This is a genomic window from Verrucosispora sp. CNZ293 (assembly GCF_002754655.1).
On sequence record NZ_PEFR01000001.1, the window covers coordinates 851,247 to 869,551 of the forward strand.

The window sequence follows — 18,305 nt, forward strand, 5'->3', positions numbered from 1 at the left end:
GGATGGGCGGCCACGACGAACCACCGGAGCCGGTGACGTCCGCTTCGCCTCGGGCGATCGGAGCGCTTGTCGCGCTCTCCATCTCGGCGTTCTGCTACGTGGCGATGGAGACGCTGCCGATCGGCATCCTGTCGCTCATCGCCACCGATCTGGACGTGTCGGTGTCGCACACCGGCCTGCTGGTCACCGGATACGCGGTCACCGTCGCGGTCGTCTCGGTTCCGCTGACCTACCTCACCCAGCGGGTGCCGCGCCGTCGCCTGCTGACCGTCCTGCTGGGCGTGCTTGTCGTCGCCACTGTGGTCTCGGCCGCCGCCCGCGACTACCAGATGCTGCTCTGGGCGCGCGTGGTCGTCGCACTCACCCAGGCGCTGTTCTGGGCCGTGGTCGCGCCCGCCGCCGCGGGCATGTTCCCGCTGCGGGTACGCGGGAAGGTCACCGCTGTCGTGTTCGCCGGGGCCTCCCTCGGCCCGATGCTCGGCGTGCCGGCCGGTACCTGGCTCGGACAGCAGTCTGGGTGGCGTGCGGCGTTCCTGGCTCTGGCCGGTCTGGCGCTTGTCGCCTTCGTGGCGATCGTGACGTTGATGCCGGCGACGCCGTTGATGGCCAGCCACGCGTTCACCGGCACCAGCCCGGACGCCCGCCGCTACGCCACAGTCGTGGTCGCCACCGCGTTGTCGGTGGGCGGGCTGTTCACGGCGTTCACCTACACGGCCGTGTTTCTGACCGAGGTCACCGGCTTCGCCCCGGCGGCGGTCGGTCTTCTCCTGCTCATCCGGGGGCTCGCGAACTTCGCCGGCATCGCCGTGGGCGGGATCGCGAGCGACCGCAACCAGCGCGTGGCGATGGTGGCACCGGTCCTGCTGCTCGCGATCGTCCTGATCGCGATGTTCGTCCTGGCCGACTCGACGCTGGCGACCGGGGCGCTGCTGGCCCTGACCGGGTTCGCCCTGGGTGCGCTCACCCCGGCGCTGCAGAACCGGGTGCTCGAAGTGGCTCCGGGACGCTCCGACCTGGCGGCGGCGGGCAACTCCGCCGCCTTCAACATCGGCATCGCCGGGGGATCCCTGCTCGGGGCCGTCCTGCTGCCTGGGTTCGGAGTGCGCAGCACGGCGCTGGCCGGCGGTCTGCTGGCCGTCGCGGCGCTCGCCGTCCTGCTGGCCGAGCCACTTGTCGCCAGCCCCGGCCGGTCGGCCGAGCGCCGGCCAGCCGATGCTGTTCAGCCGGGCAGTTCAGGGACTGGACCAGCGGTGACCAGCGCGGCGAGCGTGAGGGGTTGGTCGCCGTCGCTGTGGCCGAGGACGAGGGCGAGGCGCCGGTCCGGTGCCTGGCCGGGCGTCCAGACGCGCAGGTCGCCGTAGAGATCCTGACGGAGCAGAGCGTCGTAGACCGGCGGACGGTTCGCCCCGGGGTTTCGAATGAGGTAGTCGACGGTGAGGACGCGGTGCGGGCCCCACTGCTCGTCGAACGTCCGGGTCAGGGTGGCCAGGTGATGGTCGCCGGTTTCCAGTTGCTCGGTCCACTCCGGGTCCCGCAGGCCGGTGAGGTCCGGACCTTCCCAGAGCGGCGCGAGGACGAAGCCGGCAGCCCGGGTGGCCAGCCATTCGCCGGAGTGCCTGTCGGATTCGATCGAGGTGGGGCTGCCGGCGGACGGTATCGGTCCGGTCAGGAGCGACGCGACGGCCCCGAGCACCCGGGACAGGTCAAAGTCGAGGTCACGAACGACTGTCACCGCACCCATCCTTCCGTACCTCGCCGAGCTGCCCAACGGGGACCGCGTGCATGCTGTCCAGCCACTCCTGCGGGTACGGATACCCCGGGCTCGGGTAACGGCATGGGCCAGCTCACCCACGACGTCGGGCAGGTTCGCCGCCGGTGTTCGACGGACCGGCCGTATCCGGGGGGTCACCGCCCCCACGGAGGCGGTCCAACTCGGCGAGATACATGGCCTGCATGCGGTCGTTGTGCCGGATCAGCAGCGAGATCTCCTCAGCGGTGTAGCCCTCGATGAGCCGTTCGGCATGCTCGGCGAACCGCTCGTACGGTCGCTCCAGCTCGGCGGTCCGCTCCGGCCGCAGCGTGACGATCACCCGCCGTCGGTCCGCCGGATCGCGTTCGGCCGTCACGTAGCCGGCCTGCTGGAGCCGGCGGAGCATGCTTGTCACCGCCCCGGTGGTGAGGTTGGTCCGCTCGGCGACCTGCCCCGCGGTGGCGGATCCGACATCCGCGAGGTGGTCCAGGCACTCCAGGTCGCTCACGGTGAGGCCCAGCCGCTCCGCGATGGCGTACCGGAACACCATCGACAGCCGCGCCGTCTCCCGCCCGGCGCGCATGAGGTCGGTGATCGCGGAGTCACGGGCCGGTTCGTCGGACATGCCCGCAATCATGCCTCCGGCACGGTGACCCGGTGCAGCCGAGGTAACACGCGGGTCAGCACCCAGTGCGGTGCGGCCGCGCCCCCGGTGAGGCGGCGCATCAGCTTGGCGGCGGTGTCGACGGCGTGGAACGCGTAGGGCACCATCTCGGCCTGGTAGCTGGCGATCGCCTCCTCCACCGGCGTGCCGTTCGTCCGGGCCTCCACCAGCTTGCGGCCGAGCAGGGCGGCGTCGCGGAGCGCGGTGTTGCCGCCGTGCGCGCCGAACGGCGGCATGACGTGCACGGCGTCGCCCATCATCGTCGCTCGGGGCACCGCCCAGCGGTGCGGGCGCTGCCCGGTGGCGAAGAGGTTGAGCACCGTGGCGTCCAGCTCGGCCGTGTCGACAAGCCGCCGGATGAGCGGGTGGAAGTCCGTACTCATCACTGCGGCTCGTTTCCACAGCGCGTGCAGGCTCCCACGCACCTCGACGGGCATCTCCTCCTGGCGGAGCAGCATCGCCCACATCACGTAGTCGTCGCCGGTGGGCGCGTAGCTGCCCGGGGCCAGGCGCGCGAACGCCTCCCGCGGGCTCTCTCCGAACCGCATGGAGGTGAAGAAGAAGGCGCGGCCCGGCCGGTCGGCGATGGCCAGGACTCCGCTGGTACGCAGGGCGTCCGGGATGACGCTCTCGCCGTGGCGTCGTAGGGGCGACCGGCCGTAGATGCCCACCATCGGGGTGCTCGCCGGCTCCGCGTCCGGCATGAGCTGCGCGCGTAGCGCCGAGCCGACGCCGTCGGCGCCCACGACGACTGTCGCCGGCGCGGCTCCGCCGTCGGAGAACCGCAGCCGCAGCCCTGCCGGGCCGCCGTTGTCCACCGCGACGGCGGCCTTGCCGTAGTGGATGTGCCCGTCCAGTCCGGACTGCAGGATCGATCGCAGGGTCAGCCGGTCCACCTGACGGGTCGCGTGCGGCTCGTCCTTGAAGTTGATGGTGAACGCGTCCCGCAGCCGGCTGTCGGTGAAGCGCAGGTGCCCGCCAGGCTCGTCGCCGGTGGTCAGCGCCAGGCGGTACAGCGGGCGGGGCAGGCTCTCGCGCAGCGCCTCCAGCCCGTACCGGTTGAGAATGATCCGGTAGCCCTGCCGCCTGACGAAGGGTCCCGGGTCCCGCTCGTAGACGTGCACGTCGATGCCGGCGCGCATCAGGTACTGGGCGAGGCAGAGTCCGGAGAGGCCGGCGCCGGCGATCGCCACCGAGAAGTCAGTCGATACGCTCATGCAATTATCTTAATGACTAAGATAATTTGAGCAAGGGTCGCCGGTGTGCTCGGCAGCGGCCGACCGGTTGGCTACAGGCGAGGAAGTACTGTCCGTTGGCTAGGCTGCCGCCTGTGCGTGACGGACGTGGGCAAACGGTCGAAGAGGCACTCGCCGTGCTGCGCAGCGAATTCGGGGCCGAGGACGGTTCCTTCCTGCTGCGGCTCCGCATCGAACTGGAGTGGGATCGGGCGGCATTCGCCCGCATGGAGGCGGCGATGCGCGTCGTCTGTGCGGGTTACGACCGCCGCGAGGCGTCCGACCAGTGGCTGGCGGAAGGGTTTCGCTTCGTGTCGACCTGGGTTGACGGGCACACCGCGCATCCCAGCTTCCCGCGACCTCAGCCCGAGAGCTACTACACCGCGAGCCTGGACCGACTGCGGGCCCTGGCCACCTGGTTCAGCCGAGGCGTACCCGCTGACCAGACCTGACCCACCGAGGTCCGGGCACGCCCCTGCCGCAGGTCGAGTGTGGATCGGACCACAGACGGACGGGCATCGCGACCAACGCGGCGGTGAGATCCTGGCCGCATGACAGACCTCGACGCCAAGGCGAATCTCCATCGGTACCTGCGGGAGGCGCGCGAGGCGCTGCTCGGCAAGCTCGACGGGCTCTCGGAGTACGAGGTGCGCCGCCCGCTCGTGCCGACCGGGACGAACCTGCTCGGTCTGGTCAAGCATGTGGCCTCGGTGACCGCCGGGTATTTCGGCGAGGTGTTCGAGCGCCCCTTTCCCGAGCAGGTCGCGGGCCTGAACGAGGACGCCGAGCCGAACGTGGACATGTGGGCCGCAGCCGACGAGTCCCGCGACGACATCATGGGTCTGTGGCACCGCGTCTGGGCACACGCCGACGCCACGATCGAGACCCTGCCGATCGACGCCCCCGGCTCGGTGCGGTGGTGGGGCCACACCCCGGTGACGCTGCAGCACATCCTCGTGCACATGCTCGCGGAGCTGAACCGGCATGCCGGACACGCCGACATCGTGCGCGAACTGATCGACGGCCAGGTGGGCTGGCGGCGACCCGGCGACAACGTCGTCGAGGGCGACGAGGCGTGGTGGGCCGCCTACCGCGAGCGGCTGGAATCCACCGCGCGTGAGTTCGCCTACCAACCAGGAGGCTCTCGCCCGGTTCGCCGAGAAACGTCGTGACGTCGCCGACGGCCTCAGCCAGCGGTCGTCAGCGCATCGGGTGGCGCTTGGCGAAGTCCCACACGATCTCGCTGGCGTCGGGGCCTGCACGGTCGGTGTAGCGGCCGTCGCCGTTCGGGCCGGGCCAGGCGTGGCCCATGCCCTGGACGTGGTACGACTCGACGAGCGACGAGCCGTCGGGCGTGGTGATCGTCGAATGCGTGTACGCGTGTCGGCCCGCAACGGCTGGTGCCGACACGGTCCCCTCGGTGAGGGCGAGGCTGTCGTTGGGCAGCCCGTCGTCGATGAGGTCGCCCAGCGCGGTCCAGTGGGCGACGAGTCGGGTGGCGACCACGGGTGGTACGACTTCGTCCCGTTCGCCCTGAATGACAAGCAGCGGCACCTGTCGAGCCCGTTCGCCCATCTGTGCCCAGGCCTGACGTGCCGTGTCCAGCGGTGACGTCGAGTCCGGGTCGTCCGGGTCCACCTGGTTGAGCCCGTACTCACCGCCGGCGACCGAGGTCACCGTGGCGAAGACGTCGGGATAGGTGGCGGCGAGGATGACAGCGGTTCCCGCTCCCGACGACGCGCCGGCCACGTGCACCTGCGCCGGATCCGCGTCGTACTCCTCGACCACCTGGCGGGCGACGCCGGCCAGCAGCGCGGGTTCACCTGTGTGCCGCTGCTGCTCCCGGGGATCAGCCGAGTTCCAGCAGGCGATCACGTTACGGGAGATCAACTGGGTGGGATAGACGACGATGAAGCCTTCCCGGTCGGCCAGGTTGTTGAACTGGGTCGTCGCCTTCATCGAGTTCCACCCGTAGCCGGTCATCGCGCAGCCGTGGATCGCCATGACCACCGGCAGTCGGGCCCTCCCGTCGTGCTGGGGCGGGAGATGGACCTGGTAGCGCTGCGATCCAGCGGGGCCCTCGTAGACGTGGTTGCGGTCACCCTCGCCCATCTGCCAGGGCAGGCCGAGCTGGACAGCGGCCACGCCGAGGCTGACAACGGTCACGACGGTGACGAAGATGCCGGAAGCGACCCGCAGCCACCGCCGGGGACGGCGAGGCTCGATGTCGGCATGCACCGCGGGACGCGGAGAAATCACCCGCGTCTCCTTTGCGGTACGGGTCGCGTCGGACGGATGCCGTCGCGGTGGGATGTGGGTGTGGTGGGCATGTACCCATGACAGCGCGAACGCGGCCGACGGGTCAGTGGCGCGGTGTCATGACCGCGTGTGACATGGCGTCACTTGTCGTGTTCGGTGGGCCGCCGGATAATGCTGCTCCAACGGCAAGCCCGGCGTGGAGCTGCGGCGCTCCGAAAGCGCGGCATGCCCGCGCGGTGGAACATCAGCGTCAGCCGAGTGGCTGCGACGCCGTGATCCGGGTCGCGAGTTCCGCTCCCCAGCGGCGGGCACGGTCGAATTCACCGTCGCGTAGCGGTCCCTTGGTGCCGCCCACGAAGAAGCTCTCCGCCGGGACCGCCAGGCGCCATCCCGCGCGGGCCAGAGTCTTCACCACCTTCTTCGCCGCCGAGCCGGGCAGGAGCGGGTTGGCGACGCGGGTGTCGAAGGCCGCCGCCAGGCCTGGCCGCGCGAGCGTGGCGAGCCACTCCCGGACGCCTACCTCCGGGGACGCCGCGGCACCCTGGCGGACCGCGTCCGCCCGCGTCGCCGGACGGCTCAGGCCGAACGCGTGTGTCGGCGCGCCGACGACCACCGCGTCCGCGCCCGTGGCGTCGGGCCACCGGCTGGCCTGCGCGATGCGCACCTGCACATGTTGGGACAGTCCTTCGCCGACCGCACGGGCGATGGCCTCGGTGTTGCCGAACATGGACTCGTAGACGACCAGCACGTACATCGGATCCTCCCCCTTCTCGACGTAGTGGTCACAGGGTCAGCAGGCCCCGGTCGGCGAACTGGGCACGGACCCGATCGAGCAGTTCGGGTGTGGGTGGTTCGGTGTCGGCGCAGGGAAACGACACCCCCAGTTCGCGGTACTTGTGCTCGCCGAGCCGGTGGAAGGGCAGCACCTCCACCCGCTGCACGGTGGGCAGGGTGGCGACGAAGTCGGCGACGCCGGCCACGTTCGCCGGGTCGTCGGTGAGGCCGGGCACGAGGACGAAGCGGATCCAGATCGGGGTGCCCCGCTCGGCGAGGCGGCGGGCGAACCGCAGCGTCGGCGCGACCTCACCGGTCCGGGTGACCCGGCGGTAGGTTGCCGGGTCCGAGCTCTTGATGTCCAGCAGCACCAGATTGGTCGCGTCGAGCAGTTCCGGGGTGGCGCGGTTGCCCAGGAAGCCGCTGGTGTCCAGTGCGGTGTGCAGACCCAGTTCCGCGCATCGTTGCAGCACGGCCGTGGTGAACCGGGCCTGTTGCAGCGGCTCACCGCCGCTGAGCGTGACGCCACCACCGGCCACCTTGATGAAACGTTCGTACCGCCGGATCTCGGTGACCAGGTCGTCGACGGTCATCGGGCGTCCGTTGCGCTGGTACCAGGTGTCGGGACTGTGGCAGAAGCGGCAGCGAAGCGGGCAGCCAGCGAGGAACGCCACGAAACGGGTGCCAGGCCCGTCCACTCCGGTCGACGTGTCGAAGGAGTGGACGGATCCGACCACCGTCCCGGCGGGGACGTAGGAGGGGCGCGACGGCCAGGCCATGGCGGTCACAGCCGGCCATGGAAGGTGCGGGAGATGACGTCGCGCTGCTGCGCGCGGGTCAACCGGACGAAGTTCACCGCGTACCCGGAGACCCGGATGGTCAGCTGCGGGTACCGCTCGGGGTGCGCCATGGCGTCTTCGAGGGTGGCCCGGTCGAGGACGTTGACGTTGATGTGGAAACCGCCCGAGTCGGTGTAACCGTCGAGCACACCCACGAGATTGTCGATCTGCTCGTCGCGGGTGCGGCCGAGCCCGTCCGGGGTGACCGTGGTGGTGAGCGAAATGCCGTCGCGGGCGCTGGCGTACGGCAGCTTCGCCACCGACAGCGCCGCCGCCACCAGGCCGTGCGTGTCACGGCCGTTCATCGGGTTCGCGCCGGGGGCGAACGGCTCACCGGCGCGACGGCCGTCCGGGGTGTTGCCGGTGTGCGTGCCGTAGACGACGTTCGACGTGATGGTCAGCACCGACAGGCTCGGCTCGGCGCCCCGGTACGTCGGCTGCGCCCGCACCTTGTCCATGAAGCGCTGTACCAGGTCGACCGCGATGGCGTCGGCCCGGTCGTCGTTGTTGCCGAAGGCCGGGTAGTCGCCGTCGACGGTGTAGTCGGTGACCAGGCCGGTGTCGTCGCGCAGCACCTTCACCTGGGCGTGCTTCATCGCCGAGAGGCTGTCCACGGCGACGGAGAGCCCGGCGATTCCGGTGGCGAGGAAGCGGTGCACCGGGTGGTCGTGCAGCGCCATCTCCAGCCGCTCGTAGGCGTACTTGTCGTGCATGTAGTGGATCACGTTGAGCGCGCGTACGTAGGTGCGCGCGAGCCAGTCGAGGGTCCGGTCGAACGCGGCCAGGACGGTGTCGTAGTCCAGCACGTCAGCCGTGACCGGGGGAGTAGCGGGCGCGACCTGCTGGCCGGTGATCTCGTCCCGGCCGCCGTTGATCGCATAGAGCAGGGCCTTGGCGAGGTTGGCACGGGCACCGAAATACTGCATGTCCTTGCCGACGCGCATCGCCGACACGCAGCAGGCGATCGCGGTGTCATCGGAGTACACCGGCCGGATCAGGTCGTCGTTCTCGTACTGGATGGCGCTGGTGTCCAGTGACACCTGCGCGCAGAAGCGTTTGAACCCGCGGGGCAGGTCGGCCGACCAGAGCACGGTCAGGTTCGGCTCGGGCGCCGGACCGAGGTTGTACAGCGTTTGCAGGTAGCGGAAGCTGGTGCGGGTCACCAGCGGCCGACCGTCCGCGCCGACACCGCCGATCGCCTCGGTCACCCAGGTGGGGTCGCCGGAGAACAACTCGTCGTACTCCGGGGTACGCAGGAACCGGATGATCCGCAGCTTGATGACGAAGTCGTCGACCAGTTCCTGGGCCGCGGACTCGGTCAGCCGGCCCTCGGCGATGTCGCGGTCCAGGAACACGTCGATGAAGGTCGACGTGCGTCCCAGCGACATGGCGGCACCGTTCTGTTCCTTGGTGGCGGCCAGGTAGGCGAAGTAGAGCCACTGGATCGCCTCGCGGCCGGTGGCGGCGGGCGCGCTGATGTCGTAGCCGTAGCCGGCGGCCATCTCCTTGAGCTCACCGAGGGCGCGGATCTGCTCGGCCAGCTCCTCACGGTCGCGGATGACGTCCTCGGTGCAGGGACGATCGTCGAGGGACGCCTTGATCGCCTCGCGCTCGGCGACGAGACGGTCGACGCCGTAGAGCGCGACCCGCCGGTAGTCGCCGATGATCCGGCCACGACCGTACGCGTCGGGAAGCCCGGTGACGATGTGCGAGCGCCGCGCCGCCAGCACGTCGGCGGGGTAGGCGTCGAACACTCCGGCGTTGTGGGTCTTGCGGTACGAGGTGAAGATGCGGCGCACCTGCGGGTCCATCTCGAAGCCGTACGCGGCGAGCCCGTTCTCCACCATCCGCAGCCCACCGTTGGGCATGATCGCCCGACGCAGCGGCGCGTCGGTCTGCAACCCGACGATCAGCTCGCGATCCTGGTCGATCCAACCGGGCGCGTGCGAGGTGATCGTGGCGGGGGTGTGCGGATCGACGTCGTAGATCCCGCGCTCGCGTTCGGTGACGAACATGTCGCGCAGTCGGTTCCACAGCTCGGTGGTACGGGCGGTGGGCCCGGCGAGGAACCGGGCGTCGCCGTGGTAGGGGGTGACGTTGTCGCGGACGAACGCGGCGACGTCCACATTGTCGCGCCAGGCATCGCCGTGGAAGCCGCGCCACGGGTCGGGCCGCACCGTCGCGTGCTGCTCTGGCCGGACTGCCGTGCTGTGCTGCTGGACCATGTCTCCTCCTGAAGCTCACTTCGAGCCTCCCTCGGGGATGCCCGAGCGGTCAGGGGCGAAAGACCCGGGAGGTCCGGGCCGCTGGCCACCGGCGCGGACACCGGTGCAGCGGCGACGATCAGGGTGTGACCGGACGACGTGACCCGGCACCGACGATCGGAGTGATCCGTATGACCGCCGCGACCGCGACGAGCCTCCTGCCCGCCCCGGCCACGCCGCCGGAGAACGGGATGGCCGGCACGCCCGGAACGACAATCGAGACCTTGGTCGGCAACGGCCTCAAGGCGCTGGACGACTACGCCGCCTTCGACCAGGAGCGCGTCGACCGGATCGTGGCGAAGGCCTCCGTGGCGGCGCTGAGCCGGCACGCGGACCTGGCCCGGATGGCGGTGGCCGAGACCGGTCGCGGCGTCTTCGAGGACAAGGCCGTCAAGAACATCTTCGCGTGTGAGCACGTCACCAATCACATGGCGGGCCTGAAGACGGTCGGGGTCATCTCCCGTGACGAGATCAACGGCATCGTCGAGATCGCCGAGCCGGTCGGCGTGGTCTGCGCCGTCACCCCGGTCACCAACCCCACGTCGACGACCATCTTCAAGGCGCTGCTCGGCCTGAAGACCCGTAACCCGATGATCTTCGCCTTCCACCCGGCCGCCCAGCGGTGCAGTGCCGAGGCGGCCCGGGTGGTCCGGGACGCCGCCGTCGCCGCGGGAGCGCCCGAGCACTGCATCCAGTGGATCGAGCAGCCCTCCGTCGAGGCCACCGGCGCGCTCATGAAGCACCCCGGAGTGGCCACGATCCTGGCCACCGGCGGAAACGGCATGGTGCGGGCGGCGTACTCGTCGGGGAAGCCGGCCCTCGGTGTGGGCGCCGGCAATGTGCCGGCGTACGTCCATCGCGGTGCGAAGCTGCGCCGGGCGGCGCATGACATCGTGTTGTCGAAGTCGTTCGACAACGGCATGATCTGCGCCTCGGAGCAGGCGGTGATCATCGATGCCGAGGTGTATCCGGCGGTGCTGGCCGAGTTCCAGCGGCTGCACGCCCATGTGGCCACCCCCGACGAGAAGCGCCGGATCGAGGAACTGATCTTCGGTGCCGCCGCCGGTGGCACCGACTGCGCCGGTGCGCGGCTCAACCCGCAGGTCGTCGGCCAGAGCGCGGCGTGGATCGCCGAGCGCGCCGGCCTGACCGTGCCGGCCGACACGTCGGTGATCCTGGTCGAGGTGGACCACGTCGGCCCGGCCGAACCGCTCACCCGGGAAAAGCTCTGCCCCGTGCTGGCGGTGCTGCGCGCCGAGTCGACCGAGGACGGCATCCGGCACGCCGAGCAGATGGTCGAACTGAACGGCCTCGGCCACAGCGCGGTCATCCACACCGAGGACGCGCATCTCGTCGAGGAGTACGGGCGGCGGGTCAAGGCCGTGCGCATCATCTGGAACGCTCCCGCCTCGCAGGGCGGCATCGGTGACATGTACAACGCGTTCCTGCCCTCGTTGACGTTGGGCTGTGGCAGCTACGGCCGCAACTCGGTGTCGAACAACGTCACGGCGGTCGACCTGCTGAACGTCAAGCGGATCGGCCGTCGGACCAACAACCTGCAGTGGTTCAAGGTCCCGCCGAAGATCTACTTTGAGGCGAACGCGATCCGCTACCTGGCCGACATGCCCGACGTGCACCGGGTCACCGTGGTCACCGACCACACCATGACCCGGCTGGGGTACGTCGACCGGCTGATCACCGTCCTGCAGCAGCGGCCCGACCGTGTCGCCCTGCAGATCATCGACGATGTCGAACCGGAGCCGAGCGTCGGCACTGTGGATCGGGGCGCGGAGCTGATGCGATCCTTCCAACCCGACACGATCATCGCGTTGGGCGGAGGCTCGGCGATGGACGCCGCCAAGGTGATGTGGCTGCGCTACGAGCACCCGGAGGTGGTCTTCGCCGACATGCGGGAGAAGTTCTTCGACATCCGCAAACGGGCGTTCAAGTTCCCGACGCTGGGGGAGCGGGCCCGGCTGGTCTGCATTCCCACCACCTCCGGCACCGGCGCCGAAGTGACCCCGTTCGCGGTCATCACCGACACCGCCACCGGCAAGAAGTTCCCCCTCGCCGACTACGCCCTGACGCCGAGCGTGGCCATCGTCGACCCGGTGCTCGCCGCCGACCTGCCGCCCATCATCACGGCGGACAGCGGCTTCGACGCGCTGACCCACGCCACCGAGTCGTACGTCTCCGTCTACGCCAACGACTTCACCGACGGACTCGCGTTGCAGGCCATCAAGCTGATCTTCACCTACCTGGAGCGGGCGGTGCGCAACGGCGCGGCCGACGCGGAGGCCCGGGAGAAGATGCACAACGCGGGAACCATCGCCGGCATGGCCTTCGGCAGCGCCTTCCTGGGCATCGTGCACGCCATGTCGCACACTCTTGGGGCGACTTTCCACGTGGCGCACGGACGCACGAACGCGATCCTGATGCCACACGTCATCCGCTACAACGGCACGACACCGGCCAAGCTGACCGGATGGCCCAGGTACGAGGACTACCGGGCACCGGAGCGCTTCCAGGACATCGCCCGGATGCTGGGCCTGCCGGCGGCCACCGCGCAGGAAGGGGTCGAGTCGTACGCCGCCGCGGTGGAGCGGCTGCGCGACGCCGTCGGCATCGAACCGTCCTTCCACGCCGTCGGCGTCGACGAGGAGGCATTCCTCGCGTCGCTGCCGCAACAGGCGCTCAACGCCTACGAGGACCAGTGCGCCCCGGCCAACCCGCGGATGCCGATGCTCGACGACATGCAGGAACTCATGCGCTCCGCGTACCACGGCAACTGATCGTCGCCGCCGAGCCACTCCGCGCCGCACCGGGCACCGACGTCGAGGCCGCCCGATGTGGGACGGCAACGACCTGGACCCACTACGCACCCGACCGCCGTGTGCCGCCCGTGGCGGGCGCGGCGGTCGGGTGCGGCGGTAGTGGGCCCTCGACGCTGACTCAGGGGCCGGCCTAGCCATCGCAAATGACAACCGTTATCGTTTGGAGGTCCGGGAATCCCCTGAACGTCGGGAGTGCGCGGTGGGGCATGTGCTTGTGGTCGAAAGCTGGGTCGGTGCGATGAGCACCCTGCTGCCCCGGGCGATCCGGGAAGCAGGACATCGGTTCACCTTCCTGACCAGGAACCTGCACCACTACCTGCGCCAGGGCGGCGGTGACCAGGTGCACCCGATCCTCACCGCGGACAACGTGGTCACCGCCGAGACCAACGACCTGGACATGCTGTTGCCCTACGTCCAGCGGCTGCACGAGGTGCTGCGGTTCGACGGCGTCATCACCTCGTGCGACTACTACCTCGGCACCGCGGCCCGGCTGGCCGCACACCTGGGCCTGCCCGGTCCACGGCCGCAAGCCGTGGAGCACGCCTGCCGCAAGGACCTGGCGCGGCGACGGATGCAGGCCGCCGGCCTGCCTGGTCCGAGGTTCGCGATCACCGAGGACTGGCCGGGTACCGAAGCCGCCGCGCACACGCTGGGCTTCCCACTGGTCATCAAGCCGGTCGACCTGTGCGCCGGGATGCTCGTCCGGCTGGTGGCCGACAGCAGCCAGCTACGCGAGGCGTTCGACGCCCTCGCCGCGTTCCCGGTAAATGCCCGTGGCCAGCAGCGCTCGCCGCAGGTGCTGCTGGAGGAGGTTCTGGTCGGGCCGGAGGTCAGCGTCGAGACCGTCACCGTCGACGACACGACGACGGTCCTCGGCGTGACGGACAAGAGCCTCGCCGGTGAGCCGTGGTTCGTCGAGACGGGGCACATGTTCCCCGCCGCGCTCGACGCCGCGACAGTCACCGCGGTGTGTGACATGGCGGTGGCAGCCCTCGCCGCGGTCGGGTTCGACAGGGGAGTGGCGCACACCGAGCTGCGGCTGACCGCGGCCGGGCCGCGGGTGGTGGAGGTCAACCCCCGCCCGGCCGGCAACCAGATCACCGAGTTGGTGCGGCGGGCGACCGGGGTGGACCTGCCCATGGTGTACGCCCAGCTCGCCCTGGGCGAACAGCCGGACATCGCGGTGACCGACACCGGCGTACGCAGCGCGGCCATCTCGTTCCTGCTGCCGCCCCGCGCCGGCACCGTCGCCAGGATCGACGGTACGGCCACGCTGGCCACCGCTGAGGACGTCGTCGACTGGGCGGTGAAGCCGGCCGGGCACCTGACCGGCGACGCGTCGAGCAACAACGCCTACCTGGGCCATGTGATGACTGTGGACACCAGCGGTCTCGGGGCCCGCGCCCGGGCCGACGCTCTGATCGCCGGGTTGGGCGTTTGCTACGCCGACGATCTCGCCGGGACCCGCGCGTGAGGACGTCGACACCTGTCCCGACCGGTGGGCCGTTCCTGTCGGTGACGGATCTGATCGCCGCCGTCAGCGCCGCGCGACTCGGCCCCGACCCGGCCACCGAGCAGGTGAGCGTTGCGTTCACCACCCGGCAGGGGGCCCGGCACCCCGGGCGTGGCCGCAGCTACCGCAACCACGTGCTGAGCCTTCGGGTCGGTGCCACCGTGGGATCATGCGCGGCGGAACCGGACGAGCTGACCGACGATGTCGCGTACGACTGCGTGGGTCGCAGTGTCGAGGACCTGCTCACCCACCCGGTGCCTGCGGTTCGCGTCGCGGCCCTCGACGCCTACCTCGCCGCCGCCCGCCCGCACGCGCACACCGCCCACGACACGGTCACCATCCCCGCCGGCACCTCACTGGCCAAGTCGACAGCCAGAGCCGCCGCGGTGGTGGACCTGATACCTGTGGCCCCGGGGCAGAACGTCCTTGTCGTCGGGGTGGTGAACTCGCTGCTCGGCCAACTGCGTAACCGGGGCGTCAGCTACCTGCCCTGTGACCTGGCCGGCGGCAGCACGGAGTGGGGCGAGCCGTGCCTGCCGGACGCCGGTGTCCTGCTGGAACGCTGTGACGCGCTGCTGGTGTCCGGCATGACCCTCGGCAACGGCACATTCGAGCCGTTGCTACGGCACGCCCGCGCCACCGGTAAACCGATGGTGGCCTTCGCGCAGACCGGCAGCGCCGTCCTGCCGTGCTTCCTGGGTGCCGGGCTGAGCGCCGTGTCGGCCGAGCCGTACCCGTTCTTCTGGCTCGACGGCGGACCGACGACCGTCTACCGATACCGCGTCACCGCCGGGTCGCCATGCTGACCGGGCACACGCCGACCACCGGCGCGCCGCACCTGCTGGATCTGCTGGGGCGCTCCCCGGTGGCGTTCGTCGACACCCCCCTGCCGTACCCGCACGGCGGCTTCCACGCCAAGGTGGAGTATCTGAACCCCGGCGGCATGAAGGCCCGCGCCGCTGTGGCCATGCTCCAGGCCGCCCGGCAGCGTGGTGACCTTCGGCCGGGAGCCACGGTGGTGGAGTCCACAAGCGGCACCCTCGGGATCGGGTTGGCGTTTGCCGGACAGGCCCTGGGCCACCCCGTCATCCTCGTGGTGGACCGCGAGATCGAACGACAGATGCGGGCGCTGCTGACCGCCTACGGCGCGACGGTCGTGGAGGTCGAGCGGCCACATCCGGTCGGCGGCTGGCAGCAGGCCCGCCTGGACCGGCTGGCCGAGGTGCTGGCCGGCATCCCGGACGCCTACTGGCCCGACCAGTACCACAACCCGGACAACGCCACCGGCTACCGGGCCCTCGCCGCCGAGCTGACCGGTCAGGTCGACGCCGTGGACGTGCTGGTGTGCAGCGTCGGCACCGGCGGGCACAGCGCCGGCCTGGCCCGGGCGTTGCGGCGACACTGGCCCGACATGCGACTCGTCGGTGTCGACACCGTCGGCTCGACGATCTTCGGTCAGCCCGCGCGGCCCCGGCTCATGCGTGGCCTGGGCAGCAGCATCTTCCCCCGCAACGTCGACTACGCCGCCTTCGACGAGGTGCACTGGGTCGGCCCGGTGGAAGCTGTGGACAGCTGTCGCCGGCTGGCACGCTCGGCGTTCGTCACCGGGGGCTGGAGCACCGGCGCCGTCGCCCGGGTCGCCGCGTGGATCAGCCGCATGCAGCCTGGCGCGCGGGTGGTCACGATCTTCCCCGACGGCCCGCACCGTTACCTCGACTCGATCTTCGACGACGCGTTCTGCGCCACCCACGGGCTGTTCGCCCCGGCGCCGGGCCACCCGATCGAGATTCCGTACCCGGACGCCGTAGAGGTGACCCGATGGAGTCGCTGCCGGACCGTCCTCGACCCGCTGTGTCGCGTGGCGGTGCCGGCATGAGGCTCGGCTGGCGCAGCTACCCGCTGCGGTTGCGCGAGCCGCTGCGCATCTCCCGCTCGACGATGCCGGGCCGCGACGCCGTCCAGATCGACCTGTCCCACGATGGCGTCACCGGCCACGGCGAGGTCGTCACCAGCGTCTACTACGGCCTCGACCTGGCCACCATCCGCAGGCTGCTGGCCGGGCTCCGGCACCGGGTGTGCGGTCACGACGAACCCGAGGCGCTGCTCGCGGAGCTGCCCGCCCTCGCTGCTGAGCTGCCCACCGGTGTGCTGGCGGCCCTCGACGCGGCCGTGCACGATCTGCTGGGCCGTCGCGCCGGAATGCCTGTGCACACGTGGCTCGGCCGGGACTTCGCGCCGGTACCCACGGCCCACACCATCGGCCTGGTCGCGCCTGAGCAGGCCGCCACCACCGCCCGGGGGCTGGCGCGGCGCGGCTTCCAGCTCATCAAGGTCAAGTGCGGCGACGCCGCTGACCTGGCCCGCATCGCCGCCGTACGCGCCGCCATCCCGCACGCCCGGCTGGTCCTCGACCCCAACGGCGCCTGGACACCCGAGCAGACCCTGCGGCTGCTCGACACGGTGCGTCCGTACCGCATCGACGCCGTCGAACAACCCATCGCACCCGGAACACCGCAGTCGCTCGCCTGGATCAGCGCGCGCACCGACGTACCGGTCATCGCCGACGAGGACGCCGCCACGGTGGCCCACCTCGACGCCCTCGCCGGCACGGTCGCCGGCATCAACATCAAGCTCGCGAAGTGTGGCGGCATCCACGCCGCGCAGCAGGTCGCCGCCACCGCCCGTGCGTACGGCATGGATGTCATGCTGGGTTGCCTGGTGGCCAGCTCGCTGGGCATCGCGCCAGCGGTGCACCTCACCGACCTCGCCCGCTGGATCGACCTGGACGGGCACCTGCTGCTCACCGACGATCCGTGGACCGGCATCGGTGGCCACGACGGTGTCCTGCGACTTGCCGACGAACCCGGTCTCGGCGTGCGGGCGGTCCGATGAGCACCTGGGCAAGTCTGCGTGGCTTTTCGTTGCCGATCCGACTGCTGGTGGTCAACCAGCTCGGCGTCAACGTCGGCTTCTACCTGCTGCTGCCCTACCTCGCCGGCTACCTGGCCGACGACGTCGGAATGTCCGCCGCCGTGATCGGCATCGTGCTGGGCGTGCGGAACCTCAGCCAGCAGGGCCTGTTCCTGCTGGGCGGCTCGGCCGCCGATCGGCTCGGCGCCCGCGGCGTCATCATCGCCGGCTGCGCCCTGCGCGCCGTCGGCTTCGGACTGTTCGCCCTCAGCGCCTCGGTGCCGCTGCTGCTGGCCGCGTCGATCCTGTCCGGGCTGGCCGGGGCGCTGTTCAACCCGGCCGTGCGCACCTACGTGGCGCAGGCCGCCGCCGACCGGCGCGCCGAGGCGTTCGCGCTGTTCAACGTGTTCGCCAGTGCCGGGGCGCTGCTCGGCCCACTGCTCGGCGCCGCCCTGCTGCTTGTCGACTTCCGGGTCGCCGCGCTGGCCGCCGCGGCGGTCTTCGCCGCGCTGACCGGGGCGCAGGCGATCTGGCTGCCCGCCCAACCGGTCACCGCCAGCGAGGCAACCGTCTGGCAGGACTGGCGGACCGGTATCGCCGACCGTCGGTTCCTGGCGTTCAGCGTGGCGCTGGCGGGCATGTTCGCGTTGCAGACCCAGCTGTACCTGATCCTGCCGGTGCAGGCGGAACACGTCACCGGGCAGCCCGTGGCGGTCGCCGTGCTGTTCGTCGTCTCCACAGTCGTGACGCTCACCCTGCAACTGCCGCTGACCGGCTGGCTTCAGCGTCGCGTCAGTCGCGGCACGAGCATCACCGCCGGGATGGCTGTCATGGGAGCTGGTTTCCTGCTGCCGCTGCTGCGGGTGGAAGCGGTGACACCGGTGCTGCGGCTGCTGCCGGTGCTGGCCGCTGCCGTCCTGCTCACCCTCGGCGTGATGATCACCCAGCCGTTCGTCCTGGACCTGATCCCCACCTTCGCCGGGCACCGGCTGACCGGCACCTACTTCGGCCTGTTCTACCTGGTCTCCGGGATGCTCGCCGCCGGCTGCACCGCTGCGGTCGGCGCGGCGGTGGGCACCTCGGCAGGCGTACCCACGACGGCGTGGCTGCTCACCGCCGGCGTCGGGTTGGCGTCGGCCGGTGCGGTGTGGCTGCTGCACCGTGGCGGGCTGCTCAACCCGGCACCGGCGTCGTCGGTCGTGTCATGACCGGGGAGAACCTCCTGACCGACCACCCGGAGCTGTACGAACCTCACCTTGTATC

General features: G+C 70.7%; 15 protein-coding genes. 9 read left to right on the forward strand and 6 right to left on the reverse strand.

What is annotated here, in order from left to right; all coding sequences use genetic code 11:
* Window positions 1-2: 2 nt before the first annotated feature.
* Window positions 3-1,361 carry an MFS transporter gene (locus tag CLT74_RS03910; RefSeq protein ID WP_099845309.1) on the forward strand — a complete coding sequence of 453 codons (1,359 nt, stop codon included), beginning with the start codon at window positions 3-5 and terminating at the stop codon, window positions 1,359-1,361.
* Between the two features lie 483 nt (window positions 1,362-1,844).
* On the opposite strand, the gene CLT74_RS03915 is transcribed toward CLT74_RS03910, so the two are convergent.
* Both CLT74_RS03915 and CLT74_RS03920 read right to left on the reverse strand, forming a co-directional pair.
* A complete protein-coding gene (locus CLT74_RS03915; protein ID WP_486581961.1) occupies window positions 1,845-2,375 on the reverse strand; it encodes a MarR family winged helix-turn-helix transcriptional regulator in 531 nt (176 codons plus the stop codon).
* An 8-nt stretch (window positions 2,376-2,383) separates the two neighbouring features.
* Window positions 2,384-3,631, reverse strand: coding sequence for an FAD-dependent oxidoreductase (locus tag CLT74_RS03920; RefSeq protein ID WP_099845311.1), 1,248 nt, complete (start codon window positions 3,629-3,631; stop codon window positions 2,384-2,386).
* 113 nt (window positions 3,632-3,744) lie between these two features.
* On the opposite strand from CLT74_RS03920, the gene CLT74_RS03925 reads away from it, so the two are divergent.
* A complete protein-coding gene (locus CLT74_RS03925; RefSeq protein WP_099845312.1) occupies window positions 3,745-4,101 on the forward strand; it encodes a hypothetical protein in 357 nt (118 codons plus the stop codon).
* Between the two features lie 99 nt (window positions 4,102-4,200).
* Window positions 4,201-4,821, forward strand: a complete 621-nt coding sequence (locus CLT74_RS03930) for a DinB family protein (protein WP_099845313.1) — start codon at window positions 4,201-4,203, stop codon at window positions 4,819-4,821.
* Window positions 4,822-4,849: 28 nt separating this feature from the next.
* Here the strand turns inward: CLT74_RS03930 and CLT74_RS03935 are convergent, their stop codons facing one another.
* From CLT74_RS03935 to pflB, 4 genes are all read right to left on the reverse strand, one after another.
* Complete coding sequence (locus CLT74_RS03935) at window positions 4,850-5,908, reverse strand: extracellular catalytic domain type 1 short-chain-length polyhydroxyalkanoate depolymerase (RefSeq protein WP_143697065.1); 1,059 nt, start codon at window positions 5,906-5,908, stop codon at window positions 4,850-4,852.
* A gap of 250 nt (window positions 5,909-6,158) precedes the next feature.
* On the reverse strand, window positions 6,159-6,662 hold the full coding sequence (locus CLT74_RS03940) for a flavodoxin domain-containing protein (protein ID WP_099845315.1): 504 nt from the start codon (window positions 6,660-6,662) through the stop codon (window positions 6,159-6,161).
* Window positions 6,663-6,690: 28 nt separating this feature from the next.
* Window positions 6,691-7,461 (reverse strand): pyruvate formate-lyase-activating protein, encoded by a 771-nt coding sequence (gene pflA / locus CLT74_RS03945; RefSeq protein ID WP_099851236.1) that lies wholly within the window; start codon window positions 7,459-7,461, stop codon window positions 6,691-6,693.
* Between the two features lie 5 nt (window positions 7,462-7,466).
* Window positions 7,467-9,746: a formate C-acetyltransferase gene (gene pflB / locus CLT74_RS03950; RefSeq protein ID WP_099845316.1), complete on the reverse strand. Its 2,280-nt coding sequence runs from the start codon at window positions 9,744-9,746 to the stop codon at window positions 7,467-7,469.
* A gap of 125 nt (window positions 9,747-9,871) precedes the next feature.
* Here pflB and adhE point away from each other — a divergent pair, with 125 nt between their 5' ends.
* From adhE to CLT74_RS03980, 6 genes are all read left to right on the forward strand, one after another.
* Entirely contained in the window at window positions 9,872-12,577 is a 2,706-nt protein-coding gene (gene adhE, locus CLT74_RS03955; RefSeq protein ID WP_486581962.1) for a bifunctional acetaldehyde-CoA/alcohol dehydrogenase, read from the forward strand.
* 241 nt (window positions 12,578-12,818) lie between these two features.
* The gene (locus CLT74_RS03960; protein WP_099845318.1) at window positions 12,819-14,093 is read left to right on the forward strand and encodes an ATP-grasp domain-containing protein; all 1,275 of its coding nucleotides are present in this window, start codon (window positions 12,819-12,821) and stop codon (window positions 14,091-14,093) included.
* On the forward strand, window positions 14,090-14,938 hold the full coding sequence (locus CLT74_RS03965) for a Rossmann-like domain-containing protein (RefSeq protein ID WP_486581963.1): 849 nt from the start codon (window positions 14,090-14,092) through the stop codon (window positions 14,936-14,938). Before CLT74_RS03960 ends, CLT74_RS03965 begins: the two co-directional genes overlap by 4 nt.
* Complete coding sequence (locus CLT74_RS03970) at window positions 14,932-16,008, forward strand: PLP-dependent cysteine synthase family protein (RefSeq protein ID WP_099845319.1); 1,077 nt, start codon at window positions 14,932-14,934, stop codon at window positions 16,006-16,008. The genes CLT74_RS03965 and CLT74_RS03970 overlap by 7 nt, the downstream gene beginning before the upstream one ends.
* Window positions 16,005-17,024, forward strand: a complete 1,020-nt coding sequence (locus tag CLT74_RS03975; protein ID WP_099851242.1) for an enolase C-terminal domain-like protein — start codon at window positions 16,005-16,007, stop codon at window positions 17,022-17,024. The genes CLT74_RS03970 and CLT74_RS03975 overlap by 4 nt, the downstream gene beginning before the upstream one ends.
* Window positions 17,021-18,250: an MFS transporter gene (locus tag CLT74_RS03980; RefSeq protein ID WP_099845320.1), complete on the forward strand. Its 1,230-nt coding sequence runs from the start codon at window positions 17,021-17,023 to the stop codon at window positions 18,248-18,250. The genes CLT74_RS03975 and CLT74_RS03980 overlap by 4 nt, the downstream gene beginning before the upstream one ends.
* Window positions 18,251-18,305: the final 55 nt, after the last annotated feature.